The sequence below is a fragment of the Streptomyces solitudinis genome, assembly GCF_036323765.1.
Classification (GTDB): Bacteria; Actinomycetota; Actinomycetes; order Streptomycetales; family Streptomycetaceae; genus Streptomyces.
Window position 1 is genome coordinate 41,504 of record NZ_JAZDCW010000006.1, and the last position, 24,969, is coordinate 66,472.

Here is a 24,969-nt window from a genome sequence, read left to right on the forward strand (position 1 = left end):
CCGCGCGAGCCGGTCGCGTCCGCCACCGCCCGTGCCCGCCACCCGGGCCCGCGCCGCCCGTGCCCGCCACCGGGGCTGCCGCTCACGCCCACCACTGGTCGTACGCCAGCTTGGTGACGAGCGCGACGACGACGGTCAGCAGGACGACGCGGACGAAGCCGCTGCCGCGCCGGAGCGCCATGCGCGCCCCGAGCGCGGCACCGCCGAGGTTGAACAGCGCCAGCAGCGGCGCGAGCTGCCACAGGACGGTGCCCTGCGCGCCGAACATGGCGAGCGCGCCCAGGTTCGTCCCCACGTTGACGACCTTCGCCGTCGCCGAACTCGTCACCATGTCCATGTTGAGCAGGGCGACGAACGCGATGACGAGGAACGTCCCGGTGCCGGGGCCGAGCAGCCCGTCGTAGAAGCCGATGCCGACCCCGGCTACGAGCATCGCCGCGAGCACGCGCCGCCGCGTCACCGGGCCGCTGGGCGCGGTGCCGAAGCGGGGCTTGAGGACGACGAAGGCCGCCACGGCGAGCAGCAGCACCATGATGAGCGGGCGCAGCACCGCGCTGTTCACCCCGGCGGCGAAGAAGGCCCCGCCGACGGAGGACAGGGCGGCGAGCACCCCCAGTCTGGCCGCCAGCCGCACGTCCACCGGTGCCTTGCGCGCGTACGTCACCGCCGCCGCTCCCGTGCCGACGACCGCCACCGCCTTGTTGGTGCCGAGCGCGTAGGCGGGCGGCAGGTGCGGGAAGGCGATGAGCAGCGCCGGGAGCTGGAGCAGTCCGCCGCCGCCGACCACCGCGTCCACCCAGCCCGCGAGGGCGGCGGCGACGCAGAGCAGCACCACGGTGGTGAGCGCTATGTCCCCCAGGTCAGCCATGGCCCGTCATGACCGTCATGGGCCGTCCTCCTTACGTCGGGGACGATCCTACGCGCGGCTCCGGACCGCCCCGCGCCCCGCCCGGATGACGGACGCGGCCGCCGGGCCCGGCGGCCCGCCCCGGGCGTCAGACCCGTTGCAGCGCGTCCTTGGTGACCTCGGCGACGCTCGTCAGCCCGCTGAGCCCGAGCGTCAGGTCGAACTCGGCGATGATGTCGGCCACCGCGTCCCGGGCGCCCTCCGCACCGGCGAGCGCCAGCCCGTACAGGTGCGGGCGTCCGACCGTGACGGCGTCCGCGCCGAGGGCCAGCGCCTTGAAGACGTCCGCGCCGCTGCGGATCCCGCTGTCCAGCAGCAGCTTCACCCGCCCGGCGACGGCCGGGGCGATGCCGGTGAGGGCGTCCAGCGCGGCGATGCTGCCGTCCACCTGCCGCCCGCCGTGGTTGGAGACGACGATGCCGTCCACGCCCGCGTCCACCGCGCGGCGCGCGTCGTCCGGGTGCAGCACGCCCTTGAGCAGCACGGGCAGGTCGGTGCGCGCGCGCAGGGTGGCGAGGTCGTCCCAGCTCAGGGACGGCCGGGAGTAGACGTCGAGGAACGTCTCGACGGCGGCGCGGGGTTCGGGCGAGCGGAGGTTGGCGAGCAGCCCGCCGGGGAAGCGGCGGCTCATCGAGACGAGCGCCTTCACCGCGTCGAGCGTGACGGTGACGTCCGGCTTCGTGCCCGAGGCCCGCGCGGCGGCGATCCGCTCGCGCACGAGGTCGCGGAACCGCGCGTCGGAGGTGTACTGGGCGATGCCCTGCCCCCGGGCGAACGGCAGCGAGCCGAGGTTGAGGTCCATGGGGCGCCAGCCCAGCATCGTCGTGTCCAGGGTGACGACGACGGCGTCCGCGCGGATGGCCGCCGCCCGGCGCAGCAGGCTGTCCACGAGCGCGTCGTCGGAACTCCAGTACAGCTGGAACCAGCGCGGCGCGTCACCCATGACGGCCGCGCACTCCTCCATGGGGGCGCAGCCCTGGCTGGAGAGGACGTACGGCACGCCGAGCGCGGCGGCGGCCCGCGCGACGGCCACGTCCGCCTCCGGGTGGACGAGTCCGGCCGCGCCGACCGGGGCGAACAGCACCGGGGCGGGCAGGCGCCGCCCGAACAGCTCCACACCCAGGTCCCGGCGGGAGACGTCGCGCAGCATGCGCGGCACGATGGCCCAGCGGTCGAACGCGGCCCGGTTGGCGCGCATCGTCGCGCCGCCCCCGGCGCCCCCGGCCGCGTACGCCCAGGCCCGTGCCGGCAGCTTCCGCCGCGCCCGGCGCTCCAGCGTGGCGAAGTCAGTGGGGACGCGGGGCCTGCGCCCGAGGACGCCCGCCCGGTAGATGTCGTTCTGCCGGGCACGGCCGAAGCCGCCCGGGGTGCTCGGTGCCGCCGGTTCGGTCATGCCCGCACGCTAAGGCGGCGGCGTGCCACAGTGCACTGTGACCGATCCCAAGAACGCGCCGATCACCTTCGGGAGCACCACGGTCCACCGGCACCTGGCGGCGCACGCCCCTGACCTGGCCGTGCGGGTCGTGGACGAGCTGGCCGGGCAGCTCCCGGCGTACGCCGCGCTGCCGCTGGAGGAGCTGCGCAGCGACATCGTCCGCGTCGCGCAGCAGTCCATCCGGGCGTTCGTGGACGTGCTGCGCAGCGGCGAGCCCCCCGACGAGCGGCAGCTCGCCGGGCTGCGCGAGTCGGCGGCCCGGCGCGCCGAGGAGGGGCTGCCGCTCGACGCCGTGATCAGCGCCTACCACCTGGGCGCGCGGGTCTGCATGGACGAGGTGTCCCCGCTGGCCGGTCCGGGCGACCTGGCCGCCGTGCTGACCGTCCACCGGCTGCTGCTCCAGTACCTCCAGCGCGTCACGGCGGCGGGCGTGGCCGGGTACGTCCAGGAGCGGCAGACGGCGTTCGGCGAGGAGCACTCGGCCCGCCAGGCGCTGCTGGACGCGCTGCTGGACGCCGTGCCCGCGCAGGACGCCGCCGACCGCGCCGGTCTGCGGCTGCCCGCCTGCTACCTGGTGCTCAGCCTGTCCGTGGCCGCGCACCGGGACGAGCGGACGCCGGGCGTGGACCCGGCCGTCGCCGGGCGGCGCAAGCTGCGGCGGCTGCGCGTGGAGCTGGAGCGGCACGTGCGCGGGACGGTGCTGTCGTCGCTGTCGGTGGACGGCGGCCTGGTGCTGGTGCCCGCCGAAGGTCCGCCCGGCGACGTCCCGGCCCGGACGTGGGCGTGGCTGGACGGGGTCCTGGAGCACGCCGCCCGGGTGTGCGGCGCCTCCGTCACGGCCGGAGCCGTCGCCTCCGGTCCCGACGCGGTCGCGGACGCGGCCCGGCTGGCGGCGGACGTCCGGAAGGTCGCGGCGGCCTCGGGGCGTCCGCCCGGCACGTACCGGCTGGCCGACGTCCTGCTGGAGTACCAGCTGACCCGCCCCGGGCCCGCGCTGGACCAGCTCGCCGCCCTCGTCGCACCGCTCGCCGGGCGGCCCGAGCTGCTGGCCACGCTGCGCGCGTACCTGGCGCACGGCATGGACCGCCGGGGCACGGCGCGGAGCCTGCGCGTGCACCCGAACACGCTGGACTACCGGCTGCGCCGGGTCACGGAGCTGACCGGCCTCGACGCCGCCCGGCCGGCCGACGCGGCCCGCGTGCGCGCGGCCCTGGCGGCCTACGACGCGGTGGGCGGCGGGCGGGGCGACGCGGACGGGACGTGACGCCGCACGGGCGTGACGCGGACGGGACGTGACGCCGCACGGGCGTGACGCGGACGGGGACGGTGACGTGACGCCGTACGGGGCGGGACGCGTACGGGGCTGGGCGGGTCGCGGGGCGCGCCGGGCGCGCCGGGGCGCGGGCGGGCGTGCGGAGCGCGGGGGCGTGCGGGACCGGCGCGGCGGGAGGGGAAGCGGGGGCACGGCCCGGGGGCGGGTTCGTGACGCGTCACAAAAGCCGCGGCCGGACTTTGGCCGCCGCACCAGGTGCCCCGGGCCGAGGCGCCGCCATCCTTGACCCAGCTCGTGTTACCTACGGGTAACAGGTCCGTCGGCCCGCGTCCCGTCCCGCCCCGGCGCCTGCCTCCCGTGCCCGACCGAGCCGCACCACCCGTCGGCCTCGCCGCCGCCGGGCGCCCCCTCCGCCGCGCGCCGGGCACCGGACCGGCACCCGAGCCAAGGAGCCGCGTTCATGAAAGGGACCCCCCACTCCCGAAGAGGCCGCACCACCGCGTGCGCCGTCGCGGCGGCCCTGCTGGCGGGCACCGCCTCGGCCGCCGTGCCCGCCGCGCACGCCGTCCCGGCGCCGTCCGCCGTCCACGCCCCCGCCGCCGCCCCCCACTCCCCGGCCACCTCCCGCGTCGCCGCCGACGGCCTCCCCACCGAGCTGCGGTTCGTCGACATTCCCGGCCACGCGGGCGTGCGGCTGGCCGCCAACGTCGTCGCGCCCCGGGACGACGGGCGCCGCCACCCGGCGATCGTGCTGCCCACGAGCTGGGCCATGCCGCAGGTGGAGTACCTGGCGCAGGCGCGGCAGCTCGCCGCCCAGGGCTACGTCGTCGTCTCCTACAACGTCCGGGGCTTCTGGCAGTCCGGCGGGGAGATCGAGGTGGGCGGCCCCGCCGACGTCGCCGACGCCTCGAAGGTCATCGACTGGACGCTGGAGCACACCGCCGCCGATCCGGCCCGCGTCGGCATGGCGGGCATCTCCTACGGCGCGGGCATCTCGCTGCTGGCCTCCGCATTCGACGATCGCGTCCGGGCCGTCGCCGCGATGAGCGGCTGGGCGGACCTCGTCGGCTCGCTCTACTCGGGGCGCACCCAGCACACCCAGTCCACCGCCGTGCTCACCGGCCTCGGTCACCTCACCGGGCGGCCCAGCGACGAGACGGCCGCGATGATGCGGGCCATGCTCAGCGGCGACCTGGAGCACGAGGCCGACCTGATCGCGTGGGGCGCGGAGCGCTCGGCGTCCAGCCACGTCGACCGGATCAACGCCAACGGCGCGGCGGTCATGCTGGCCAACGCCTGGGGCGACTCCATCTTCCCGCCCAACCAGTACGCCGACTTCTACGAGAAGCTGACCGGCCCCAAGCGCCTCGAACTGCGCCCGGGCGACCACGCCACCGCCGAGGCCACCGGACTGCTCGGCCTGCCCAACGACGTCTGGACGAACACCCGGCGCTGGTTCGACCACCACCTGCGCGGCGTCGCCAACGGCATCGACGCCGAGCCGCCCGTGCGGCTCAAGCCCCGCAGCGACGCGGCATACGAGGGCTACACCGACTGGGCCGCCGTGCCCGCCCGCACCGAACGGCTGGTCTTCGACGACCCCGAGCGGATCTGGCCGAACGCCGGATCGGGGGCGAACGGCGGCGTGGCGATGCTCTCCAGCACCCTGGACCAGTTCCTCCAGCTCCCGCCCACGGCGTCCGTCCCGCTGCTGCCGCGCACCCGCGCGGCCGTGTGGCAGACCGGCCGCTACCAGGCCGGACAGCGCATCCGGGGCACGGTGACGCTCACCACCACCGTCACCAGCAACCGGTCCAGCGGCACGGCCATCGCCCACCTCTACGACGTCGGCCCGCTCGGCATCGGCAAGCTCATCACCCACGCCCCCGCGACCTTCCACGACCGCACCCCGGGCGAGCCCTTCACGCTCGACGCGGAGCTGTTCTCCACCGCGTACGACCTGCCCGCCGGACACCGCCTCGCCCTCGTCATCGACGGCGCCGACCTGCTCTACACCGACCACAACTCCGCCTTCCAGGAGGTGGAGTTCACCGATACGCGGCTGACCGTCCCGCTGCGCTGACGGCCCCCGGCGTGCTCCGGGGCCTCACCTGGCCGACGCCCCGGGGCACGTCGGCGGCGTCGGCACTTCCCCGAGTCATGTGCCAGCCTCATGTGCCAACCGTCATGTGCCGGGCGAACTATAGGCCCGGCGACGGATGCGCGGAGCAATACCGCGAAAGTCCTCCGAACGAGTGGCACGCACCGTAATTTCACCCTCACCTCCGGTTCCGCGAGGGGCGCTGGAGGACCTGGGGAGGAGATGCGGCGTGCCCGGAATCGACGAGTGCCTGCTCGAAGCCATGGGGCTGCCCGGCGCACGCGGCGCGGCGGTGGTCGACTGGACCAGCGGGCTGGCCCTCGGCACGATCGGCGAGGCCGCCTCCGGCGACCACGAGACCACAGCCGCCGAGACGGCCGAACTCGCCCGCATGGCCGCCGAGCACGCCGCCTTCGGCGCCGCCGACGCCCCGGACACCGGCGCGTCGCCCGTCGAGGACGTCATCGTCACCTCGCACAGCGGCTACCACCTGCTGCGCTACGTCGAGACGGCCTTCGACAGCAGCGTCTTCGTGCACCTGTGGCTGGACCGGCACCAGGGCAACCTCGCCCTCGCCCGATTACGGCTCACCCAGCTCGCCGGCGCCCTGGTGCTCAGCTGATCATGGGCATGCCGCTCGCCACCCTGCTCGGCCAGCTCGCCGCCGACCGCGCGAGCGGCGCCGTGCTGTGCACCGCGGGCACCCTCTACCTCGCCCACGGGAACGTCGTGCACGCCGACAGCCCCGCCGCCCCCGGCGTCGAACTGCTCCTCACCCGCGCGGGACGGCTCGACGAGCGGAGCTGGCAGCAGGCCCTGCACGCCGGAGGAGCCGGTGGCCGCCCGGGAGCCACCGGCGGCGGCACCGTGGCCGGTGCCCTCGTCGAAGGCGGCCACCTCACCCGCGGCGAACTCGAGATCTGCCACCTCTCCGCCCTCTTCGACGCCGCCTGGTTCGTCCTCGCGGACAGCGGGGCCCCCGCCCGCTTCCGCGCGGGGGCGCGGCACTGGCTCGGCCCGGTGCGCCCCGTCGCCGTCCCCGCCCTGCGCCGCGAACTGCACCGCCGCGCCGGGGTCCTGGACCGGCTCTGGCCCTACCCGCAGGTGGACATCACCCCGCTGCGCCCCGCCCCCGCCCGGACCGCCCCGGCCGCCGGACCACCGCTCCCGCCCCCCGCGCCCCTCACCCCCCGGCAGCGGGACGTGCTCCGGCTCGCCGACGGCTCGCGCACCCCCGCCGACGTCGCCGCCGCCCTGGGCCGTCCCGTCTTCCGCGTCCTGCTGGACGTCCGCAGGCTGGCCGCCGCCGGGGTCGTCGAGACCCCCCGCACCCCGCCCGGCCCCGCGCCGCCCCGCCGGACACCGACGCCCCCGCCGGGGCCCGCACCGCCCGGCCACATCCCCGAGGCCCCGGACATCGCGACCCTGCGCCGCATCCGTGACGCACTGGAGGCACACCTGTGAGCCCATGGCCCACCCGCCCGGCACCCCGCACGCCGTCATGAGGCGCGCGCTGCGACAGCGCGCCGGAAGGAGACCGCCGATGGCCGCCGAACCCGCGATGGCCGCCGAACCCGACGCCGACGTGCTTGAGGAGCTGCGCCGCCTGCGGGCCCGCGCCCCGCAGATCACCGGCGCGCTCGCCGCCAGCGTCGACGGGCTCGTGCTGGCCGGGGACACCGGAACCGTGGACGGCGAGTCCCTGGCCGCCCTCACGGCGGCGGCGCTCGGCGTCGCCCTGCGCCTGTCGGACGCCGCCGCCCAGGGCGGTTTCCACGAACTCGTCGTGCGCAGCGAGCACGGCTACGTGGCCACCTACGCGGCCGGCCGCAGCGCCGTCCTCACCGTCCTGGCCGAACCGCGCAGCAACGTCGGCCGCATCCACCTCGAAGCCCGGCGCGCCGGGGCCCGCGTCGGCACCCTCGTCGACGCCGCCCAGGACCGCCGCGCCCCGCGCCCCCGCCCGCAGCAGCCCTGACCACAGCCCCCCGGACACCCCTCTCCACCGGAAGGACCCCACCACCATGGCCAACACCGAGACCGCGCTCAAAGAGGCGATGACCTCCATCGACGGCGTCATCGGCGTCGCCCTCGTCGACTACGGCAGCGGCATGGCACTCGGCACCCTCGGCGGCGGCAAGGAACTGGACCTCGGCGTCGCCGCCGCGGGGAACACCGACGTCGTCCGCGCCAAGGTGCGCACGATGGAACACCTGGGCCTGACCGACGAGATCGAGGACATCCTCATCACCCTCGGCTCCCAGTACCACCTGATACGGCTGCTGCGGGCCCGCGGCAACAAGGGCCTGTTCCTCTACCTCGCGCTCGACCGCAACCGGGCCAACCTGGCGATGGCCCGCCACCAGCTCCGCCGGATCGAAGCCGAGCTGGAGGTCTGACGGCCGGGCACCACGCGCGGGGAACGGTCGGCGAACTGGCGGCACGCGGACCGGAGACGGCACGCCAGGACGCGGGAACGCTGCGGGTACGCATGGGAGTACCGGTGGCGGCATGACCGAAGGGCTACGAACCGTACCCCCGCCGAGGGGTGTGCCGCTGTAGCCTCGGCCTCCCCTGCCACCCCCGGCCCGCTGCACACACGTCCTCGCCACCGTCCCCTGACGCCGGAGTCCCCGCGGGGTCTTCGCCCCCCGGCGGCCGGGAAGCCGTCCGGTGTTCCCGCACACAGCCCCGGGGGTACCGTCCTCATGTCGAAGTCACGAACGGAGGCACGAGTTGCCGTACCGCACTGACGTCCCGCCGGACCCCGAGAGCAACGGCCAGCGCCTCGCCGCGCTCCGCAAACGCCGCCGATGGACACAGGAACGCCTCGCCCGCGAGACCGGCTACTCGCTGTCGGCGGTGAAGGGATTCGAGCAGGGCCGCCGCAGTCTCGACAGGGGTTCCGTCATCCTCGCGTTCAGCCGCGCGCTCGACTGCCATCCCACCGAGATCACCGGTCAGCCCTTCGCGCCCGCCGACCGGAACGCCCAGGACGCCGCTCTCGCCGTCGCGGCCGTCCACCGCGCCCTGCTCCGGCACGGGCGCCCCGCCCGGCCGACCGACCAGGAAGCCGCCGCCGTGGACGTGACGGACCTGCGGACGCGCGTGGAAGCCGCGAACGCCCTACGGCAGGGCGCCGACCTCTCCCGTACCGCCGAGCTGCTGCCCGCGCTGCTCCGCGACCTCCAGGTCGCCGCCGAGGTGTGCACCGGACAGGACCGCCTCACGGCCTACGACCTGCTCGCGTCCGGCTACGAGTGCGCCATGCAGTACCTCTACAAGCTGGGTCGCTCCTCCGCCGCCACCCTGGCGACCGAACGGGTGGTGTGGGCGGCCGAGCGCACCGAGGACCCCATGCGGTTGCTGTCGGCGCGCTGGTACGAGGCCGGTGAGTACCTGGCGATCGGTGAACACCAGGACGCGGCCGACGTCATCGACGGCGCGCTCGTCGACCTCGGCACACCGCGCACGCCCGAGGCCCTGTCGCTGGCGGGAGCCTTCCACCTGAAGGCGGCCCTCAACACCGCGCGAGCCGGTGACGGCACATCGGCGCAGCGGCACCTGCTCAAAGCTCGGCAGGCAGCCGAGCAGTTGGGCGAGGACCGCAACGACTACCAGCTCCAGTTCGGGCCGACGAACGCGGCGATCTGGTCCGTCAGCCTGCCGGTGGAGATGGGCCGGGGCCGGGACGCCGTCCGCGCCGCCGAACACGTCAGCGGAGACCTCCCGCAGGGCTACGCGGCCGAGCGCAGGTCCCAGCACTGGATCGATGTGGGCCGGGGGCACTGGTACAACGGGCAGCGTGACGAAGCCCTGGCGGCGTTCCTGACAGCGGAGGCGATCGCGCCGTCAACGACGCGCATGCACCCGGGCGTCCGGGAGACGGTGCGCACGATGATCCGTACCCAGCGGCGCGGGAACCTGCTGGAACTGGGGATGCGGGTAGGCGCCCTGTAGGGCTACGTTCTGTATTCCTACCGCTACTTGAGCACCCCTACGTTCGGTGACAGAACGATCACCGAACCTGGGAGCCGCCGTGTCGCACTCTTCCTCCGTCCCCTGGTCCCCGCCGTCCGGCGGGGAGCCGGTCCTGCTGCCCGCCGGACGGTGGTGGGACGCCGTCCGGGTGCCTGCCGGGCTCGGCCCCGCCGTCCTCGCGGCCCTCGGTGAACGCACCGGGGCGGTCATGGAGGACGCCACCCACCGCGTCTGGACCTGGCTCGTGGAACCCGGCGCCGCCACCGCCTGGCCGCACCTGGAGGGCGTCTACGTCTTCACCAGCGGACTGAGCATTCCCGTCCCGCCCGCCGGAGTGACGACCGGCCCGCTGCGCTGGCTCGTCCTCCCGGCCACCACAGCACTGACCGAACCGGAACCGCTGCTTAGGGCACTCACCGCCGCCTGGGACGCGGACGCCCACTGCCGGACCGGCCGGGGCGGTGAACCGGTGAGCGGGCTGCGGTGTGACGGCTGCGGTACGGGCGAGGCCGTGACCGTCAGCTTCATCGAGTCCCCGTCCGGGCCGGGCTGGCGGCGGCAGATGTGCCCCGTGTGCCTGGCCGTCGAGAACCTTCCGCCGGTCTGCTGCACCACCTGCGGCACCCCCAGCGACGACCTCCACCTCCGCAGCGCCCGCCTCGCCTCCGCGGCCCCGGTCACGTCCGTGTGGGAATGCCCGCCCTGCTGGTACGGGACGGGGGCCGCGTGACGGTTCCGCCCGCCGTGCGCATCCGACGTCTGCTGATCACCAGCCGGACCGTGTGCGTCTGCCGCCCGGCCCCGCCCCGCACCGTGGCGGTGGCGGACGAACACCGCGCGCTCGTACGGCGGTACGTCGCCCGGCTACCCCTGCACGACGGCCTGCCGCCCACACCCGCCGGATGCGGACCATGGTGATCCGCAGAATGGCGACCGCCCCCCTGACGCCCCGGCAGCGGGCGGCGGACCTGGCGTGGGGCGATCTCCTGCGACACGGCCGCCGCTGCCCTGCCTGCCGCACCCGCGGCGGCGCTACCTGCCCGGTCAGCCACGCCCTCTACACCGCCTGGCAGGCCACCCGCATTCCCGGAGCACCGCCACCGGGCGGGCCGCCCTACGAACGCATCCCGCGCACCGGCCTCACCGACGCGCAGATCCGCGCCGAGGCCTGCGTCCACTGCGGCACGCCGCTCGGCCCCGACGCCGTCGAAGCGCCCCCACAACGCCAGCGCTGGCACGGCGACATCAGCTTCTGGTTCCCCAGGGCCTGCCCCCGGTGCCGTCCGGGCCCCGCCACCTGACCACCCCTGGCCCAAGAGCTAAACGGCCTCTCTCGGCTGAACTTCTTCGTGACCCCGCGTGACGCACCGCCTCATCGGGCATTGACCCGGCGGCAGGGAGATCAGCACCCGGAAACGGAAGGACAGACATGGGCAAGCACGGTGACGGCAAGGGCGGGGCCGAGGGCGACAAGAAGCAGTCCCCGAAAGAGTCCGACGGCCAGTGGCCCCCGCCGGGGAGGTGACGCCATGAGCGATCCGAAGCGCCTGGTCGACATCCTCGACGATCTCGGCGCGCTGACACCCGAATGGCGTCCTGCGGTCACGGCCGTGGACCGGGGCCTCTTCGTGACCGCCACCTACCGCCACGGCAACCGGGTCGTCAGCCGGGCCGACGAGCCGGAGACGTGGGCCAGGTACGTCTACGGTGACCTGGCCCTGACGACCCAGACCAACGACGGAGCGGACACCAGTGAGGGCCCGGCGACGCCCACCTCCTCGACGTCGATGCCCTCGCTCATGCTGGAAATGCTGGACCTGCTCCGCGTCACCGAGGGCCACCGCGTCGCGGAGATCGGCACGGGCACCGGCTACAACGCCGCATGGCTCGCGCACCGGCTCGGTGACGCGAACGTGGCCACGATCGAGACCGACCCGGCCCTCGCCGCCCGGGCACGCACCAACCTCGCCGCCGCCGGGCAGCACCCCGCCGTGGTGTGCGGCGACGGACTCGCCGGCATCCCCGAGCACGCCCCCTTCGACCGGCTCATCTGCACCTGCGCGGTGCAGAGGGTGCCGTACGCGTGGATCGAGCAGACCCCCGCCGGTCGCATCGTCACTCCGTGGGGCACCGGCTTCTTCTCCGCCTCCTTCGCCGTCCTCGACGTGGCCGACGGCGTCGCGCGGGGCCGGTTCACCGGCCGACCGGCCTTCATGTGGGTCCGCCAGCAGCGACCCGGCCGCGGCTACCTGGCCGACCACATCAGCGCGCCGAAGGCAGCGGAGAGCCGCACCGGCATCCACCCGGAAACCCTGTACTGGGACCTCGACCAGCGGTTCGCCGTGTCCCTCCAGCTCTCCGCCACCTGGCCGCTCCTGGTGGAAGCCGAGGACGGCAGCCGGGAGTCGACCCTGTGGGTCCTGTCCGACGACCGGCAGACCTGGGCCTCGGTGGACTACGTCCCCGGACACAAGACCTTCCACGTCGAACAGGGCGGCCCGCGCCGGTTGTGGGACGAGGTCGAAGCCGCGCACGCGCGATGGACGGACGCGGGCTCACCACCCCGCGACCGCTTCGGCCTCACCGTCGACCCCACGGGCCAGTCCGTCTGGCTCGACGGCCTGGACATCCCCTTCCCGCCGACCTGACACGAGAAAGCCGGGCAACCCGCGTGCGCCGCGATCGCGCCCACGGCCGCGCCCCGTCTGCCACGATGTCCGATGACGACAACAGCCAACGGCAAAGAACAGGCAAAGTCCCTCTAACACCGCAGGTCAGAAAGCGTCTTCCCCGCCCAGGCGGGGGTGTTCCGTCGGTGACGTGTTTGTGCCGCACTATGCGCACGTCTTCCCCGCGCAGGCGGGGTGTTCCGAACAGTGCTCGGCCGTAGGCGTGAACGATGCGATGCTTCCTGCACGACATGAGACGTCTCCGGTCGGGATCGGAGCGGCACGGCCAGGCGAAACTCCGCAGATCCGGGCCCGGGCATCCGGCCGGACCCGCCAGGATGGGGCGGTGACCACCACTGCGGACCTCTGGTTCCACTACGGCCGCATCCGCGCTGAGCGCGACCGCGCCGTCCCTGACACCTTCCGCTGGAGCTGGACCCAGGACTCCGGCCCCGGCCCGGAAGTGCTCGGGGATCTGGGCGGACGGGTCATCGGCGACCTCGGCGCCGGGGCCGCCCGGCACGCCGCCCACCTGGCCACTCACCACGAAACCGGCCGGGTCATCGCCGTAGACGCCTCACCCGCGCAGTACGCCATGGCCACCGACCTGTACGGCCACCTCGCACCCCGGCTCCGCCTCGTCCGGTCCGATGTCGTGGAGCACCTGCACACCATGGTCGGTGCCTACGACGTGCTCTACAGCGTCTTCGGCGCCCTCGACTTCACCCAGCCACGGAAACTGCTGCCAGCGGTGTGCGCCGCGCTGCGGCCAGGTGGACGGCTGGTGTTCTCCACGCTCGCCCACTACTTGAGCGGCGCGCCCGGCCAGCCCGACGTCACAGCTGCCGACGTCCCCGCGAGAACCCCCGACGGCAAGGCGACCACGATGCGTCGCTGGGTCCTCCAGGAACACGTGTGGACCAAGCTCCTCGACGAGGCCGGATTCACTGGGATCAGTACCGATGTACTGCCGCTCACGGGGGACGTCCCACGCGCCGCCGACACCCTGCTGGTAACGGCCTTCCGCCAGGCGCCCTGACTCGGGGCGGGGACGCAGCGGACCGCTCGTCCTCATGTCAGCATGTCCCGGTGACGAGTACAGCGCAAGGCAAAGAAAAGGCAAAGCCTCTCTAACGCCCCAGGTCAGAAAGAGTCTTCCCCGCGCAGGCGGGGGTGCTCCTTCAGTCGGCGTCCGGCTGACGCAGGAGCTGGTGTCTTCCCCGCGCAGGCGGGGGTGGTCCGCTGACGGCGTACAGGTCGGTGAGGCCGGACACGTCTTCCCCGCGCAGGCGGGGTTTTTGGGTTCGGCCGTTCGTGCGGGGTTGTCCGTGCGGGCGGCTGGTTCCGGTGCCGGGGTTCCCCGCGGGGTCAGGTTCCGGGGGAGGGCGGCTGGTCGTCGGTGGTGCCGGGCCAGGTGGACGGGTTCCACAGGCCCGAGCGGTTCAGGGACTGGGCGCAGTGCAGGTAGATCTCCTCGATCTCCACGAGCAGGGCGAGCGCGGGGCGTCGGCCCGCCGAGGCCATGGCGTCGAAGAAGGGGGCGTCGGTGAGGATGCGGGAGCGGCCGTTGATCCGCAGGACGTCCCGGCTGCCGGGTATGAGGTAGAGCAGTCCGGTGCGGGGGTTCTCCAGGATGTTGTGCAGGCTGTCACCGCGCCGGTTCCCGGGGCGTTCCGGCAGGGCGACCGTCCGGGTGTTGACGACGTGGGTGAAGCCGGGGGCGTCGCCGCGCGGGGAGACGTCGCAGGCGCCCCGCGCGTCGGACGTGGCGAGCAGGCAGAACGGGGAGCGGGCCAGGACGTCCGTGTCGTTCTCGGTGAGCTGGTCGTGCACCTTGTCGAACACGATCTGCCAGGGTTCGCCGAGTAGTTCGCGCAGTTCGGCGGCCGATCGCAGCTCGGTGCAGCCGTCGAGGGGCGCGGCCGTGGTGGTGCCGGTGGTCTTGGGCAGCATCGGGGTCCCCGGTGGGTCGAAGGTGCGGAGGGGCGGGACGCGCGTCCGGCGTGCCCGCGGTGGCCGGTGTCTCAGTGGCGCGCGGTGCTCCCCGCGTCGGCGGGCTCCGGCGACCGTTCCGCCGGTCGCGGAGAGGCCCCCGCCTCCGACGCCGCCGCCTCCGGTGACGGCTCCGGGGGTGCCGTGACGTGGTGCCGTCCGATGGGCAGCATCAGCGGGCGGCCCGAGACGGGGTCCTCGACGATGCGGCTGTCGAGGCCGAACACCGCGCGCACGGTGTCCTCCGTGAGCACTTCCTCCGGGGGTCCGGCGGCGTGGAGGCGGCCTGCGGCGAGGGCGACGATGTGGTCGGCGTACCGGGCGGCGAGGTTGAGGTCGTGCAGCACCATGACGACCGTCGTGCCGCGTGTGCGGTTCAGGTCCGTCAGCAGGTCGAGCACCTCGATCTGGTGGCTCACGTCGAGGAAGGTGGTGGGTTCGTCGAGGAGCAGCAGGTCGGTCTGCTGGGCGAGCGCCATCGCGATCCACACCCGCTGGCGCTGGCCCCCGGACAGCTCGTCCACGGCCCGGTCGGCGAGCGGGGTGGTGGCCGTGACCTCCAGGGCCGCCGCGACGGCCGCGTCGTCGTCCGCGTTCCAGCGGGAGAACACGCCCTGGTGCGGATGGCGTCCCCGGCCGACGAGGTCGGCGACGGTGATGCCCTCGGGGGCGACCGGGGACTGCGGCAGCAGGCCGAGGGTGCGCGCCAGTTGCTTCGCGGGCATCCGGTGCACCTCCTGGCCGTCCAGGACCACCCGGCCCGTGCGCGGTGCGAGGAGCCGGGACATCGAGCGCAGCAGCGTCGACTTGCCGCAGGCGTTCGCGCCGACGATGGCGGTGACCTGCCCGGGCGGCACGGTCACGTCGAGCGAGTCGATGACGGTGCGGTTGCCGTAGGCGAGGCTGAGGCGTTCGGCCGCCAGAGAGTGGGTCGTGGTCACAGGGAGCTCCCCGCCCGGTTGGTTCGGATGATGAGGTACACGAGGTACGGCGCGCCGAGCACGCCGGTGACGACGCCGACCGGGTAGCGCATGCCGAGGGCGAACTGGCCGGTGAAGTCGGCGACGAGGACGAGCAGGGCGCCGACGAGTCCGGCCGGTACCAGGAGCGAGCCGCCCGGCCCGGTGATCCGGGCCGCGATGGGTCCGGCCAGGAACGCGACGAACGCGATGGGCCCGGCCGCGGCCGTGGCGAACGCGATCAGGCCGACGGCGGCGACGATCACGGTGATGCGGGTGCGTTCGACGTGGACGCCCAGGGCCGAGGCGGTGTCGTCGCCGAGCCGTACCGCGGACAGGTTCCGGGCCTGGGACAGCAGTACGGGGCAGAGCACCGCCAGCGCCACGAGGGCGGGCAGCGTCCGGTCCCAGGTGCTGCCGTTGAGGCTGCCGGTGAGCCAGCGCATGGCTTCCTGGAGGTCCCACTCGGCGGCCTGGGACAGGACGTAGGCGATGACGCTGTCCAGGATCGCGGCCATGCCGATGCCGATGAGGATAAGCCGCGTGCCGACGACGCCGTCCTTGAACGCGAGCGTGTAGACCAGCAGCGCCACGGCGAGGGCGGCGGCGATGGCGACGACGGACACCTGCGTCCCGCCCAGGGAGAACACGACGATGGCGACGGCGGCGGCAGCGCTGGCGCCCGCGCTGATGCCGATGACGTCCGGGCTGGCCAGCGGGTTGCGCAGCATCGTCTGGAAGGTGACGCCGGCCAGGCCGAAGCTGGCTCCGGCCACCACGGCGAGCACCGCCCGGGGCAGGCGCAGCCGTCCGACCGTGAAGGACGCCCCGGGCACCTGCTCGCCCATCACCACGCGGACGACGTCGTCGAGCGGGTAGAAGGTGTGCCCGGCCATCAGGGTCACGGCGAATGCGGCGGCCACGAGCAGGGCGAGCACGAGACTGACCACGCGCCGCCTGCGGGCCCGCCGCACGCGGCCGCGGGCGACGTCCGCCCCGCGGGCGGGCCGGGTGAGGATGTCGGCACTCACAGGGCGCGCACCTTCTGCCGTCGGACGATCCAGATGAAGAACGGGGCGCCGAGCAGCGCCGTGATGATGCCCACGTCCACTTCCGCCGGGCGGGCGACCACGCGTCCCAGCACGTCGGCGGCGGTGAGCAGTGCCGCGCCGAGCAGCGCGGTGAAGGGGAGCAGCCAGCGGTGGTCGACGCCGACCAGGAGACGGCAGGTGTGCGGGACGACGAGGCCGACGAACCCGATCGGCCCGGCGACGGCGGTGGCCGCGCCGCACAGCACCACGGCGCCGAGGGCGGCCACGCCCCGGGCCACGGCGACGCGTTCGCCCAGCCCGGCGGCGAGTTCGTCGCCCAGGGCGAGGGAGTTGAGGGCCCGCGCCGACAGCAGGCAGATCGCGAAGCCGGCGGCGAAGAAGGGCAGTACCTGTCCGATGCGCTCGAACGACGCGCCGCCCACGCCGCCGATCTGCCACAGCCGGAAGCCGCCGGCGATGTCGTTGCGGGGCAGGACGACGGCGGTGACCAGGGAGGCGAACGCGGCGGAGGTGGCGGCTCCGGCGAGGGCGAGCTTCAGCGGTGTGGCACCGCCGCGCCCCAGGGTGCCGACGGTGTGGACGAACACCGCGGCGAGGGCGGCGCCCGTCATGGCGACCCAGATGTAGCCGGTCGGTGAGGAGAGCCCGAAGTAGGCGACGGCGGTGACGACGGCCAGGGAGGCGCCCATGTTGACGCCGAGGATGCCGGGGTCGCCCAGCGGGTTGCGGGTCACGCCCTGCATGACGCCGCCCGCCAGGCCCAGCGCCGCGCCGATCGCCACGGCGAGCAGGGTGCGCGGGATGCGCTTGGTGACGGCCGCCTGCTCCAGGGTGCCGTCGGCGCCGCCGAGTCCGGCCCAGACGTCGGACCAGCCGACGGTGCGCGAGCCGAAGGCGAGGGACGCGGCCATGAGCGCGGCCAGGACCAGCACCGCGCCCAGGAACCAGAGCGTGCGGACGCCTGCCGGACGCCGCACGGGGGCGGCGTCCGGCAGGGGTCGGGTGACGGTCGGCGTCATCCGACCTTGTCCGCGGCCTCGGCGAGGGCTGCGGCGTACTCGTCCAGCACCCACGAGAGCGACAGCGGCGTCGGGTTGGCGGCGGTGGCGAGCGGCGTGCTGCCGGGCAGCAGGTACACCGAGCCGCGCTCGACGGCGGGGATCTTCGAGAGCAGCGGGTCCTTGCGCAGCGTTTCGAGCAGCTCGCCCGTCTCGTCGCCGTACCCGGTGATGATGTCCACGTCGTTGAAGGCGTCGATCTGTTCGGCGCTCCTGGTCAGCGCGAACTTGTCGGTGCCCTTGGAGGCTTCCGCGACGCTGCCGGGGATCGTCAGTCCGAGGTCCTCGAAGAAGAGGGTCCGCGTGTCGTGGGCCGTGTAGAAGCCGACCTCGCTGACGTCGTTGGGGTCGATGTGCGTCATGAACATCGCCGACTTGCCCTTGAGCTGGGGGTACTTGGCGGCGGTCCGGGCGATCTCGGCCTCGAGGTCGCCGACGAGCTCCTCGCCCTCGTCGGCCATGCCGATGGCCTGGCTGTTGGTGCGGACGATCTCGCGCCAGGGCGTCGCCCAGGGCGCGTCCGGGTAGGCCACGACGGGGGCGATCTCGCTGAGGGTGGCGTAGTCCTCCGGGGTGAGCCCGGAGTAGGCGGCCAGGATGACGTCGGGCTTGGTGTCGGCCACGGCCTCGAAGTCGATGCCGTCGTTCTCGTCGAAGAGGACGGGCGTCTCGGCGCCGAGTTCCTCCAGCTTCTCCTCGACCCAGGGCAGCACGCCGTCGCCGTCGTCGTCGCCGAAGTTCGCGGCGGCCATGCCGACCGGGACCACGCCGAGGGCGAGCGGCACCTCGTGGTTGGCCCAGTTCACGGTGGCGACGCGCTCGGGCTTCTCGGGGATGGTCGTCGTGCCGAGGGCGTGCTCGACGGTGAGCGGGAAGGCCGTCGACGAGCTGTTGTCCTGCTCGGGGGCCGTCTCCTTGCCCTCGTCGTCGGCGGCGGACGGACCGCCGCAGGCCGCGAGGGTCACCAGGGCGGCTGCCGCGGTGAGCAGCCGGAGGCGATGTGAACGCATATCTCGATACCCCACTTGTCGGAAATGCCAGAGGTGCCGGTTCTCGCACGCCTGGTTTCCCGGGTTGCCGTCGTGGAGGTGCACCGCGCTGTTCGCAAGCACTTAGGTAAGGCTTGCCTTCGCCTCGCACCTTAAAAGAGTGACACGCGATGTCGCAATCGACCCTTTGAGACAGGTGGTGTCGTGATCGGGACACCGGAGCGGGTGCGTGGCCAGTCCGGCGGAGGCGACGGTGGCTCAGATCCGTTCCCTGGTCGGGGCTTTGCGGCGCGCACCGCCCCGGGGCGGCATCGGCCGGCCCCCGGGGAGACCCCCGGCAGGCGCCGGAAAACTCACACGACGGCCGACGACATTCCGGACGGTCCGGACGGCCTGGGAGGGTTCGGGGGCTCTCAGGGCGCCCGGAACGTCCCCGGCGTCAGCCCCGTCGTCCGCCGGAAGGCCGCCCCGAACGCGCTCGCGGACCGGTAGCCGACCTCCTCCGCCACCGCCTCCACCTCCCAGCCCCGGGTGAGGAGTGCCACAGCGTGCTGCGCCCTGACCGAGGCGACCCAGCGCGCGAAGCTGGTCCCCGTCTCCGCGGTGAAGGCGCGCGTGATCGTCCGGGCGCTCACGCCCAGCTCCGCCGCCCAGTCCGTGAGCGTCCGCTGGTCGCCCGGCCTGTCGCGCAGCGCCGACACGATCGGCCGCAGCAGCGCTGAGGTGGGCACCTGCACGAGCAGTTCGCGCGGCGACGGCTTGAGCACGTCCAGCACCATCGCCCCGGTGGTCGCCTGGGAGGCCGGGGAGAGATCCGCCTCGCCGAGGCGTTCCAGCAGCAGCCGCAGCAGCGGGGTGATCTCGACCGCCACCGGGGTGTCGGAGATGGACGGCGTGGTGTGGAAGCCGAAGAAGCCCGCCCGGAACCACGTCCCGGCGACCGCCGAGCCCGAGTGCAGCACGCCCGCGGGCATCCACAGGCCCAGCGCGGGCGTGATCGTCCACACGCGGGAGCCGACCACGGCCGTGGACACGCCCCGCTCGTTCCACAGCAGTTCGTGGAACGGGTGCGAGTGCTCGCCCTACGTGGTGTCGCAGGCGACGACCTCGTCGTAACCGGCGATGGAGAAGGGCGTCTCCATCGCGCCCGCCGCGACGACCGGCAGCGAACGGGTCTCCCGGGGTGAGCGGGCCTCCCGGCGCGTCCGCGCTTCCCGGAGTGTCCGCGCCCCGGTGTCCGCAGCGGAACGGGCGGCGGGGACGGCGGCGGACGGGCGCGGGGCCACAGACATGCCCTCACCCTAGGGCGTGCCCCACCGCGCACGACGGGCCCGGTCCCCGGCGTGCGCGGTCCCGGGTGACGTGCGCGGCCCCGGGTGAGGTGCACGGCCGAAAACGCCTTCGGGCGGGAAACTCCCGCTTCCGCCCGTGGACGCGGTCGCGGACGGGCATGCTCGGACACTCAGGTCCCGGCGACCGTAAGGAAGACGATGGGGATGACGTGGCGCGCGGAGTTCGGCGCCGTGCACGAGGGGCGGCCGGGCGCCGTCCTGCCGGACGGAAGCGAACCGGCGCCGGTCTACTACGACGTGGGCAGCGGCCCCCACGTACCAAGCACCACCGACTGGTACGCCTACGACGGCACCCTGGGCGCGCCGCTGGCCTCGCACCTGCGGGCGGCGTGCGCGTGCGGCTGGCGGGGAGAGGAACGCTACGCGCTGGACTGGGAGCAGGTGGCCGAGAGCGGACCGCGGCTCGCGGACGTGTCCGGGCCGCAGGACGACTGGGAGCAGCACGTCGCGGACGTGCGGGCCCGGACGGCCGCGCTGCCCGCCGGGCTGGAGACCCTGCTGGCGCAGGTGCACGACCAGGTGATGGCGCTGGCCGACGAGGCGCCGCTCGCCGCCCTGAAGGCCGTGGCCACGCTGGAGCGCACGACGAAGGACGCGGCACACCGGGCGGCCTTCGCGGTCGAGGCGGACGGGTTCGGCTGGGAGGAGGTGGGAACGGCCCTCGGCGTGCCCGCACGCACCGCCCGTTCCCGGCTCCTCGGCTACTCCTTCCGCACCTGACCGCCGGGCCCCCGCCCCCGCGGCACCCACCGCTGCCCCGGCAACGCCCTCGCCCGGATGCAGGTCGCAGCCCTCGTTGAGGCCCTGGCCGCGCTGGAGCACCCGCCACGCCTGACCGTCCCGCCCGACCGGCTGCCCTGGCGCACGGACGTGGCCTTCCGCATCCCGGAGGCCGTCCCCGTCACCTGGTGAGCCGCGCCATGCCCCGGCGCACTGCGCCCCGGGGAAGGCGTGGCGCGCGGGCCGGGCGGTGCGGAGCGCTGGCGGCGGGCTGGCTCAGCGCCGCTAGCCGCGGACCCAGACGGTACCGCGGGCCTCGTACTCCATCATGGCCTCGATGTCGTTCGCCGCCTCCGCGCCCAGTTCGCGCCGGACCAGCCAGAGCGCCAGTTCCAATCCGGAAGTGACGCCGCTGGCCGTCACCAGGTCCCCGTCGTCGACCACACGGGCGTTCTTGAGCACGCCGCCCTGGCCCTCCAGGTCGGCCCGGACGCGGTGATGGGTGGTGCAGGGGCGGCCACGGGTGAGACCGGCGGCGGACAGCAGCATCACCCCCGTGCACAGGGCACTGACCGTCAGGCCCCGGCGGGCGGCGTCCGCCAGGGCCCCGGGCAGGGTGCCGCGGCGGATCTCGGCCCCGACGCCTGGGTCGTCCGGGCGTGTGTACCCGCCGCCGGGGACGACCAGGAGGTCCGCCTCGCGCGGGGCCCAGCCGTGCTCGACGCGGACCCGCGTCCCGTACGTGGCCCGGACGGTCGTGGGGCCGGTGACGGAGACGTAGCGCACCTCGACGGGCCGGTCGGTGAAGTACCCGGCGGCGGAGAACACCTCGTAGGGGGCGGCGAAGTCCAGCTCCTCGACCCCGTCGAAGAGGACGACGTGGACGCGGAACGGGCCAGTGCGCGGACGGCCGGGAGGAGCGGCGGCGGACGAGGGGGCCGCGAGCCCCGTCATGGCTCCGGCGGCGCCGAGGGGCCCTGTCCGGTAACACAGGTCTCACCGGCACGGGGGGCGTGGTCGGATCGGCCGAGTACATGGCCCCGGAACGCCTGCGCGATCAGCCCGCCGGACCGGCCAGCGATTTGTTCTCCCTCGGGGTCACCCTGTGCTTCCTCGCCTCCGGTCAGACTCCCTTCGCCCGCGGGGACCTCACGGCCACCGCGTTCGCCGTCGCCTTCGAACCGCCCTCCGCCCACGTCCCCGGTCCGCTGGGCGACGTCATCGAGCAGTTGCTGGACAAGGACCCGGCCATGCGCCCGTCCGGAGCACACCTCGCGGACGCGCTGCGAGCGATCGTCGACGGCGCTCCCCGGGCGGCGCAGGCGACCCTGCGGCAGCCGGTGCCGCCCGCGCGCGAACCGGCACCGCACGGCTACGGGGATGATCGCCGTGGCGGTGCTCCTCACCGGAGCGGGCGTCACGTGATCGGGCGGACAGCTCCTAGCCCCGGCTCACGGAGACGGATTCACTGGCCCAGGCCCGTCGCTAGATCACCGAGGGCGCCGACTCCCTCCCCCTCCAGCCGGCCCTGACCGCCGCCGACGTCCTCGTGCGACTCCGCGCCGACCAGCCCGTGCCGATCGTCGCCTGCTCTACCTCCGGCGAGTGGGCCGCCCTCCACGCCCTCGGTCCAGCCGGGGGCGAGTACCTCGGCGTCTGTCCGCGACAGTACGGCGCGACAGGATCAGCGACCTCGGCGTGCTGCCATACACTCGAACTATCGAGGTCAGAGCGCCGGTCGCACTCTCTGCGAACAGCGCCGCTCAACTCTTACGCTCCGTCACCATCGGAAGTGAGACAGAGCCGAACGTTTGACAGACCCTTCCGAGGAAGCGGCGGGAGACCCCTGAGGACGCGGCGGAGGACACCTCCGCTCACGCATCACTCGCGCGGGAGCCGGAAACTGAAGCAGCGCCCGAGTCGGCCGAGGCCGATACGGACGCTGCGTAGCAGGTCAGAGGCGGTTCACTCCTCCCTGCGGGAGTAGGCCGTGTGGGACTCGAACCCACAACCAATGGATTAAAAGTCCACTGCTCTGCCAATTGAGCTAACGGCCCGGGTGTACTGGACCGAGCATAGCGGGACGTGGGCGTGAGGGCCGAACGGGTACCGAGCGTGCCGCGGGTCCCGGGGCCTGGCCCCGGGACCCGCGTGCGCGTCAGCCGTTGTGCTTCCAGCGCGGCTTGTCGGTGCGGCGGCCGAAGGAGCGGTTGCCGCTGGGGGCGGCACCGCGGTGGTCGTCGCGGCGGCCGTAGGGACGGCGGTCGTCGTCGCGGCGGTCGCGGTTGAACGGACGGTCGTCGGAGCGGCGGTCGTAGGAGCGGGCCGGGCGGTCGTCGCGGCGGAAGCCGCGGTCACCGCGGTCGGCACCGGTGCGGTGGTCGTCGCGGCGGCCGTAGGGACGGCGGTCGTCACTCCGGTCGCGGAACGGGCGGTCCGAGCCCCGGTCGTCGCGGCGGTCGCGGTTGAACGGACGGTCGTCCGAACGGCGGTCGTCGCGGCGGGGGCCGCGGTCGCGGTCACGGTTGAAGGGACGGTCGCGGCGGTCGTCGCGGCGCTGGAAGTTGCCGCCCTCGCGCTTGCGCTCGTCGCGGCTCTGCTGGGCCTTGCGCTCCTGCTCGGCGGCGCGGGCGGCGGCCATCTTGGTGGCGCGCTCGGCCTCCTCGGCGGCGGCGCGGTCCATCTCCTCGGTGAACTGGGCGACGGCCTCGTCCGCGTCGGCGCCCCGGTCACGGGCGGCGCGGGCGGTCAGGCGTCCGGCCTCCTCGCGGAGTTCGAGGGCGCGGCGCCTGGCGTCGGCCAGCTTCCGGTCCAGGGTGGCGACGTCGCGCTCGGCCTGGCGGGCGGCGTTCGCGGCGGCCTCGGCCTGCACCTCGCTGAGGGAGCGGGCGCCGGTGATGGCGGCCACGTCCTCGTCGAACACGTCGCCCCGGCCGATGAGGTGGCGCGAGGCGTCGACGCCCGCGTCCTCCATGAGCCGGAAGGTCTGCCGCCGCTGGTGCGGCAGGGCGAGCGAGACGACCGTGCCGGACTGCCCGGCGCGGGCGGTGCGGCCGGAGCGGTGCAGGTAGTCCTTGTGGTCACCGGCCGGGTCGACGTTGAGGACCAAGTCGATGCCGTCCACGTGGATACCGCGCGCGGCGACGTCCGTGGCGACCAGCACGTTGACGCGGCCGTCCTTGAAGTCGGCCAGCACACGGGTGCGGGAGCCCTGGGTCATGCCGCCGTGCAGGGCGTCGGCGCGCACGCCCGCCTCGCGGAGCTGCTCGGCGATGCGGTCGGCGCCCATCTGGGTGCGGACGAACACGATCGTGCGGCCCTTGCGGGCGGCGATGGCGGCCGTGACGGGCGCCTTGTCCTGCGGCTTCACGATGAGGATGTGGTGCGTCATCGTGGTGACGGCGCCCTGGGCGGCGTCCACCTCGTGGCTGACGGGGTTGACGAGGTAGCGCTTGACCAGGGTGTCGATCTCGCGCTCCAGCGTGGCGGAGAAGAGCATCCGCTGGCCGCCCTTGGGCACGAGGTCGAGGATCTCGGTGACCTCGGGCATGAAGCCGAGGTCGGCCATCTGGTCGGCCTCGTCGAGGACGGCGACCTGGATGTCGTCCAGGGAGCAGGCGCCCCGGTTGATGAGGTCGCGCAGACGGCCCGGGGTGGCGACGAGGATGTCGACGCTGCGCTCCAGGGCGGCGATCTGGTTGCCCATGGAGGTGCCGCCGCAGACGACCTTCAGCCGGAGGCCGAGCACGTCGCCGTAGGGCTGGAGCGCGTCGGAGACCTGCATGGCCAGCTCGCGGGTCGGGGTGAGGATGACCGCGCGCGGACGGTGCCGGGCGGTGCGGCCGCCGGCGAGCCTGGTGAGCATGGGCAGGCCGAAACTGAGCGTCTTGCCGGAGCCGGTACGGCCGCGGCCGAGGATGTCCTTGCCTGCCAGTGCGTCCGGGATGGTGGCGGCCTGGATGGGGAACGGGGTGGTGACGCCGTTCTGCGCGAGCTTGCGCACGACGGGCTCGGCGAGGCCGAGGTCCTCGAAGGTCACCGTGGGCTCGGCCACTTCGGCCTCGGTCACGTCGGCGGACTCGCTCACGTCGGCGGTCTCGGACACCTCGGTGGCCTCGGACACCTCGGTGGCCTCGGTCACTCCGGTCGCGTCGGCGGCCCCGACGGCCTCGGCGGTGGTGGCTTCGGTGACCTCGTCCACCGGGGACCGGTCGACGTCTGCGATCTGGGCAGACATGTTTTCGGGCGTGGTAACAGACATGCTGATGCGAACCTCTCGGAGTTCATCGGCACGCGCCACAAACTTCCGTGATTCGCACACGACCGCCTCAGTGCGGTCAAGCCCACGGCTAAGCAAAGGAACGCGCCACACGGCGCGCTTCGGTTGGGGCGCCGGGCAAATGGGATCAAACGATCTACCACCATACGCACCCGGGCCGCCCGTACGCAAACGACCCGGTCCGGAACCGGCCGAGACGTCC

25 protein-coding genes, 1 tRNA gene and 1 pseudogene are annotated in these 24,969 nt (G+C 74.1%); 16 read left to right on the forward strand and 11 right to left on the reverse strand.

Annotation, left to right across the window (positions count from 1 at the left end):
* Positions 1 to 82: 82 nt before the first annotated feature.
* A complete protein-coding gene (locus V1J52_RS16675) occupies positions 83 to 868 on the reverse strand; it encodes a TSUP family transporter (RefSeq protein WP_330140634.1) in 786 nt (261 codons plus the stop codon).
* A 127-nt stretch (positions 869 to 995) separates the two neighbouring features.
* The gene (locus V1J52_RS16680; RefSeq protein ID WP_330140635.1) at positions 996 to 2,300 is read right to left on the reverse strand and encodes an alpha-hydroxy-acid oxidizing protein; all 1,305 of its coding nucleotides are present in this window, start codon (positions 2,298 to 2,300) and stop codon (positions 996 to 998) included.
* Between the two features lie 37 nt (positions 2,301 to 2,337).
* Between V1J52_RS16680 and V1J52_RS16685 the strand changes: the two genes are divergently transcribed.
* The 12 genes from V1J52_RS16685 (at position 2,338) to V1J52_RS16740 (ending at position 13,405) form a co-directional block, all read left to right on the forward strand.
* Positions 2,338 to 3,606, forward strand: coding sequence for a PucR family transcriptional regulator (locus tag V1J52_RS16685; protein ID WP_330140636.1), 1,269 nt, complete (start codon positions 2,338 to 2,340; stop codon positions 3,604 to 3,606).
* A gap of 469 nt (positions 3,607 to 4,075) precedes the next feature.
* Positions 4,076 to 5,698 (forward strand): CocE/NonD family hydrolase, encoded by a 1,623-nt coding sequence (locus V1J52_RS16690; RefSeq protein WP_330140637.1) that lies wholly within the window; start codon positions 4,076 to 4,078, stop codon positions 5,696 to 5,698.
* Positions 5,699 to 5,945: 247 nt separating this feature from the next.
* Entirely contained in the window at positions 5,946 to 6,338 is a 393-nt protein-coding gene (locus V1J52_RS16695) for a hypothetical protein (protein ID WP_330140638.1), read from the forward strand.
* 8 nt (positions 6,339 to 6,346) lie between these two features.
* Positions 6,347 to 7,180 carry a transcriptional regulator gene (locus tag V1J52_RS16700; protein ID WP_330140639.1) on the forward strand — a complete coding sequence of 278 codons (834 nt, stop codon included), beginning with the start codon at positions 6,347 to 6,349 and terminating at the stop codon, positions 7,178 to 7,180.
* 37 nt (positions 7,181 to 7,217) lie between these two features.
* Positions 7,218 to 7,694 carry a roadblock/LC7 domain-containing protein gene (locus V1J52_RS16705; RefSeq protein WP_330140992.1) on the forward strand — a complete coding sequence of 159 codons (477 nt, stop codon included), beginning with the start codon at positions 7,218 to 7,220 and terminating at the stop codon, positions 7,692 to 7,694.
* 46 nt (positions 7,695 to 7,740) lie between these two features.
* On the forward strand, positions 7,741 to 8,115 hold the full coding sequence (locus tag V1J52_RS16710; protein WP_330140640.1) for a hypothetical protein: 375 nt from the start codon (positions 7,741 to 7,743) through the stop codon (positions 8,113 to 8,115).
* 337 nt (positions 8,116 to 8,452) lie between these two features.
* The gene (locus V1J52_RS16715; RefSeq protein ID WP_330140641.1) at positions 8,453 to 9,676 is read left to right on the forward strand and encodes a helix-turn-helix domain-containing protein; all 1,224 of its coding nucleotides are present in this window, start codon (positions 8,453 to 8,455) and stop codon (positions 9,674 to 9,676) included.
* A gap of 79 nt (positions 9,677 to 9,755) precedes the next feature.
* Positions 9,756 to 10,427, forward strand: a complete 672-nt coding sequence (locus V1J52_RS16720; protein WP_330140642.1) for a hypothetical protein — start codon at positions 9,756 to 9,758, stop codon at positions 10,425 to 10,427.
* Between the two features lie 14 nt (positions 10,428 to 10,441).
* Positions 10,442 to 10,615 (forward strand): hypothetical protein, encoded by a 174-nt coding sequence (locus V1J52_RS16725; protein WP_330140643.1) that lies wholly within the window; start codon positions 10,442 to 10,444, stop codon positions 10,613 to 10,615.
* An 8-nt stretch (positions 10,616 to 10,623) separates the two neighbouring features.
* Positions 10,624 to 10,998 carry a hypothetical protein gene (locus tag V1J52_RS16730; RefSeq protein ID WP_330140644.1) on the forward strand — a complete coding sequence of 125 codons (375 nt, stop codon included), beginning with the start codon at positions 10,624 to 10,626 and terminating at the stop codon, positions 10,996 to 10,998.
* Positions 10,999 to 11,226: 228 nt separating this feature from the next.
* Positions 11,227 to 12,345 carry a methyltransferase domain-containing protein gene (locus V1J52_RS16735; protein ID WP_330140645.1) on the forward strand — a complete coding sequence of 373 codons (1,119 nt, stop codon included), beginning with the start codon at positions 11,227 to 11,229 and terminating at the stop codon, positions 12,343 to 12,345.
* Between the two features lie 367 nt (positions 12,346 to 12,712).
* Positions 12,713 to 13,405, forward strand: coding sequence for a class I SAM-dependent methyltransferase (locus V1J52_RS16740; RefSeq protein WP_330140646.1), 693 nt, complete (start codon positions 12,713 to 12,715; stop codon positions 13,403 to 13,405).
* Positions 13,406 to 13,734: 329 nt separating this feature from the next.
* On the opposite strand, the gene V1J52_RS16745 is transcribed toward V1J52_RS16740, so the two are convergent.
* The 6 genes and pseudogenes from V1J52_RS16745 to V1J52_RS16770 all read right to left on the reverse strand — a co-directional run bounded on the left by V1J52_RS16745 (position 13,735) and on the right by V1J52_RS16770 (position 19,558).
* On the reverse strand, positions 13,735 to 14,319 hold the full coding sequence (locus V1J52_RS16745) for an MSMEG_1061 family FMN-dependent PPOX-type flavoprotein (protein ID WP_330140647.1): 585 nt from the start codon (positions 14,317 to 14,319) through the stop codon (positions 13,735 to 13,737).
* Positions 14,320 to 14,390: 71 nt separating this feature from the next.
* The gene (locus V1J52_RS16750; protein ID WP_330140648.1) at positions 14,391 to 15,299 is read right to left on the reverse strand and encodes an ABC transporter ATP-binding protein; all 909 of its coding nucleotides are present in this window, start codon (positions 15,297 to 15,299) and stop codon (positions 14,391 to 14,393) included.
* On the reverse strand, positions 15,296 to 16,348 hold the full coding sequence (locus V1J52_RS16755) for a FecCD family ABC transporter permease (RefSeq protein ID WP_330140649.1): 1,053 nt from the start codon (positions 16,346 to 16,348) through the stop codon (positions 15,296 to 15,298). The genes V1J52_RS16750 and V1J52_RS16755 overlap by 4 nt, the downstream gene beginning before the upstream one ends.
* Positions 16,345 to 17,388: a FecCD family ABC transporter permease gene (locus tag V1J52_RS16760; RefSeq protein ID WP_330140650.1), complete on the reverse strand. Its 1,044-nt coding sequence runs from the start codon at positions 17,386 to 17,388 to the stop codon at positions 16,345 to 16,347. The genes V1J52_RS16755 and V1J52_RS16760 overlap by 4 nt, the downstream gene beginning before the upstream one ends.
* On the reverse strand, positions 17,385 to 18,437 hold the full coding sequence (locus V1J52_RS16765; RefSeq protein ID WP_330140651.1) for an iron-siderophore ABC transporter substrate-binding protein: 1,053 nt from the start codon (positions 18,435 to 18,437) through the stop codon (positions 17,385 to 17,387). The genes V1J52_RS16760 and V1J52_RS16765 overlap by 4 nt, the downstream gene beginning before the upstream one ends.
* A gap of 392 nt (positions 18,438 to 18,829) precedes the next feature.
* Positions 18,830 to 19,558, reverse strand: a pseudogene (locus tag V1J52_RS16770) (helix-turn-helix transcriptional regulator).
* 354 nt (positions 19,559 to 19,912) lie between these two features.
* On the opposite strand from V1J52_RS16770, the gene V1J52_RS16775 reads away from it, so the two are divergent.
* Both V1J52_RS16775 and V1J52_RS16780 read left to right on the forward strand, forming a co-directional pair.
* Positions 19,913 to 20,488, forward strand: a complete 576-nt coding sequence (locus tag V1J52_RS16775) for a hypothetical protein (protein WP_330140652.1) — start codon at positions 19,913 to 19,915, stop codon at positions 20,486 to 20,488.
* A gap of 57 nt (positions 20,489 to 20,545) precedes the next feature.
* Entirely contained in the window at positions 20,546 to 20,680 is a 135-nt protein-coding gene (locus tag V1J52_RS16780) for a hypothetical protein (RefSeq protein ID WP_330140653.1), read from the forward strand.
* Positions 20,681 to 20,773: 93 nt separating this feature from the next.
* Here the strand turns inward: V1J52_RS16780 and V1J52_RS16785 are convergent, their stop codons facing one another.
* Positions 20,774 to 21,442 (reverse strand): DJ-1/PfpI family protein, encoded by a 669-nt coding sequence (locus tag V1J52_RS16785; protein ID WP_330140654.1) that lies wholly within the window; start codon positions 21,440 to 21,442, stop codon positions 20,774 to 20,776.
* Between the two features lie 59 nt (positions 21,443 to 21,501).
* Here V1J52_RS16785 and V1J52_RS26160 point away from each other — a divergent pair, with 59 nt between their 5' ends.
* Entirely contained in the window at positions 21,502 to 22,020 is a 519-nt protein-coding gene (locus tag V1J52_RS26160; protein ID WP_443075850.1) for a protein kinase domain-containing protein, read from the forward strand.
* The gene (locus V1J52_RS26165; protein ID WP_443075863.1) at positions 21,978 to 22,475 is read left to right on the forward strand and encodes a porphobilinogen synthase; all 498 of its coding nucleotides are present in this window, start codon (positions 21,978 to 21,980) and stop codon (positions 22,473 to 22,475) included. Before V1J52_RS26160 ends, V1J52_RS26165 begins: the two co-directional genes overlap by 43 nt.
* On the opposite strand, the gene V1J52_RS16790 is transcribed toward V1J52_RS26165, so the two are convergent.
* Positions 22,473 to 22,545, reverse strand: a tRNA-Lys gene (locus tag V1J52_RS16790). The genes V1J52_RS26165 and V1J52_RS16790 overlap by 3 nt on opposite strands.
* Positions 22,546 to 22,646: 101 nt before the next feature.
* Positions 22,647 to 24,725: a DEAD/DEAH box helicase gene (locus V1J52_RS16795; RefSeq protein WP_330140655.1), complete on the reverse strand. Its 2,079-nt coding sequence runs from the start codon at positions 24,723 to 24,725 to the stop codon at positions 22,647 to 22,649.
* Positions 24,726 to 24,969: the final 244 nt, after the last annotated feature.

Coding starts and splice junctions, on each gene's coding strand:
- V1J52_RS16780 (WP_330140653.1), top strand. CDS start 20,546: ATGCAGGTCGCAGCCCTCGTTGAGGCCCTGGCCGCGCTGGAGCACCCG.
- V1J52_RS16700 (WP_330140639.1), top strand. CDS start 6,347: ATGCCGCTCGCCACCCTGCTCGGCCAGCTCGCCGCCGACCGCGCGAGC.
- V1J52_RS16775 (WP_330140652.1), top strand. CDS start 19,913: ATGACGTGGCGCGCGGAGTTCGGCGCCGTGCACGAGGGGCGGCCGGGC.
- V1J52_RS16795 (WP_330140655.1), bottom strand. CDS start 24,725: ATGTCTGCCCAGATCGCAGACGTCGACCGGTCCCCGGTGGACGAGGTC.
- V1J52_RS16680 (WP_330140635.1), bottom strand. CDS start 2,300: ATGACCGAACCGGCGGCACCGAGCACCCCGGGCGGCTTCGGCCGTGCC.
- V1J52_RS16690 (WP_330140637.1), top strand. CDS start 4,076: ATGAAAGGGACCCCCCACTCCCGAAGAGGCCGCACCACCGCGTGCGCC.
- V1J52_RS16760 (WP_330140650.1), bottom strand. CDS start 17,388: ATGACGCCGACCGTCACCCGACCCCTGCCGGACGCCGCCCCCGTGCGG.
- V1J52_RS16765 (WP_330140651.1), bottom strand. CDS start 18,437: ATGCGTTCACATCGCCTCCGGCTGCTCACCGCGGCAGCCGCCCTGGTG.
- V1J52_RS16730 (WP_330140644.1), top strand. CDS start 10,624: ATGGCGACCGCCCCCCTGACGCCCCGGCAGCGGGCGGCGGACCTGGCG.
- V1J52_RS16745 (WP_330140647.1), bottom strand. CDS start 14,319: ATGCTGCCCAAGACCACCGGCACCACCACGGCCGCGCCCCTCGACGGC.
- V1J52_RS16785 (WP_330140654.1), bottom strand. CDS start 21,442: ATGACGGGGCTCGCGGCCCCCTCGTCCGCCGCCGCTCCTCCCGGCCGT.
- V1J52_RS16675 (WP_330140634.1), bottom strand. CDS start 868: ATGGCTGACCTGGGGGACATAGCGCTCACCACCGTGGTGCTGCTCTGC.
- V1J52_RS16705 (WP_330140992.1), top strand. CDS start 7,218: ATGAGGCGCGCGCTGCGACAGCGCGCCGGAAGGAGACCGCCGATGGCC.
- V1J52_RS16710 (WP_330140640.1), top strand. CDS start 7,741: ATGGCCAACACCGAGACCGCGCTCAAAGAGGCGATGACCTCCATCGAC.
- V1J52_RS16735 (WP_330140645.1), top strand. CDS start 11,227: ATGAGCGATCCGAAGCGCCTGGTCGACATCCTCGACGATCTCGGCGCG.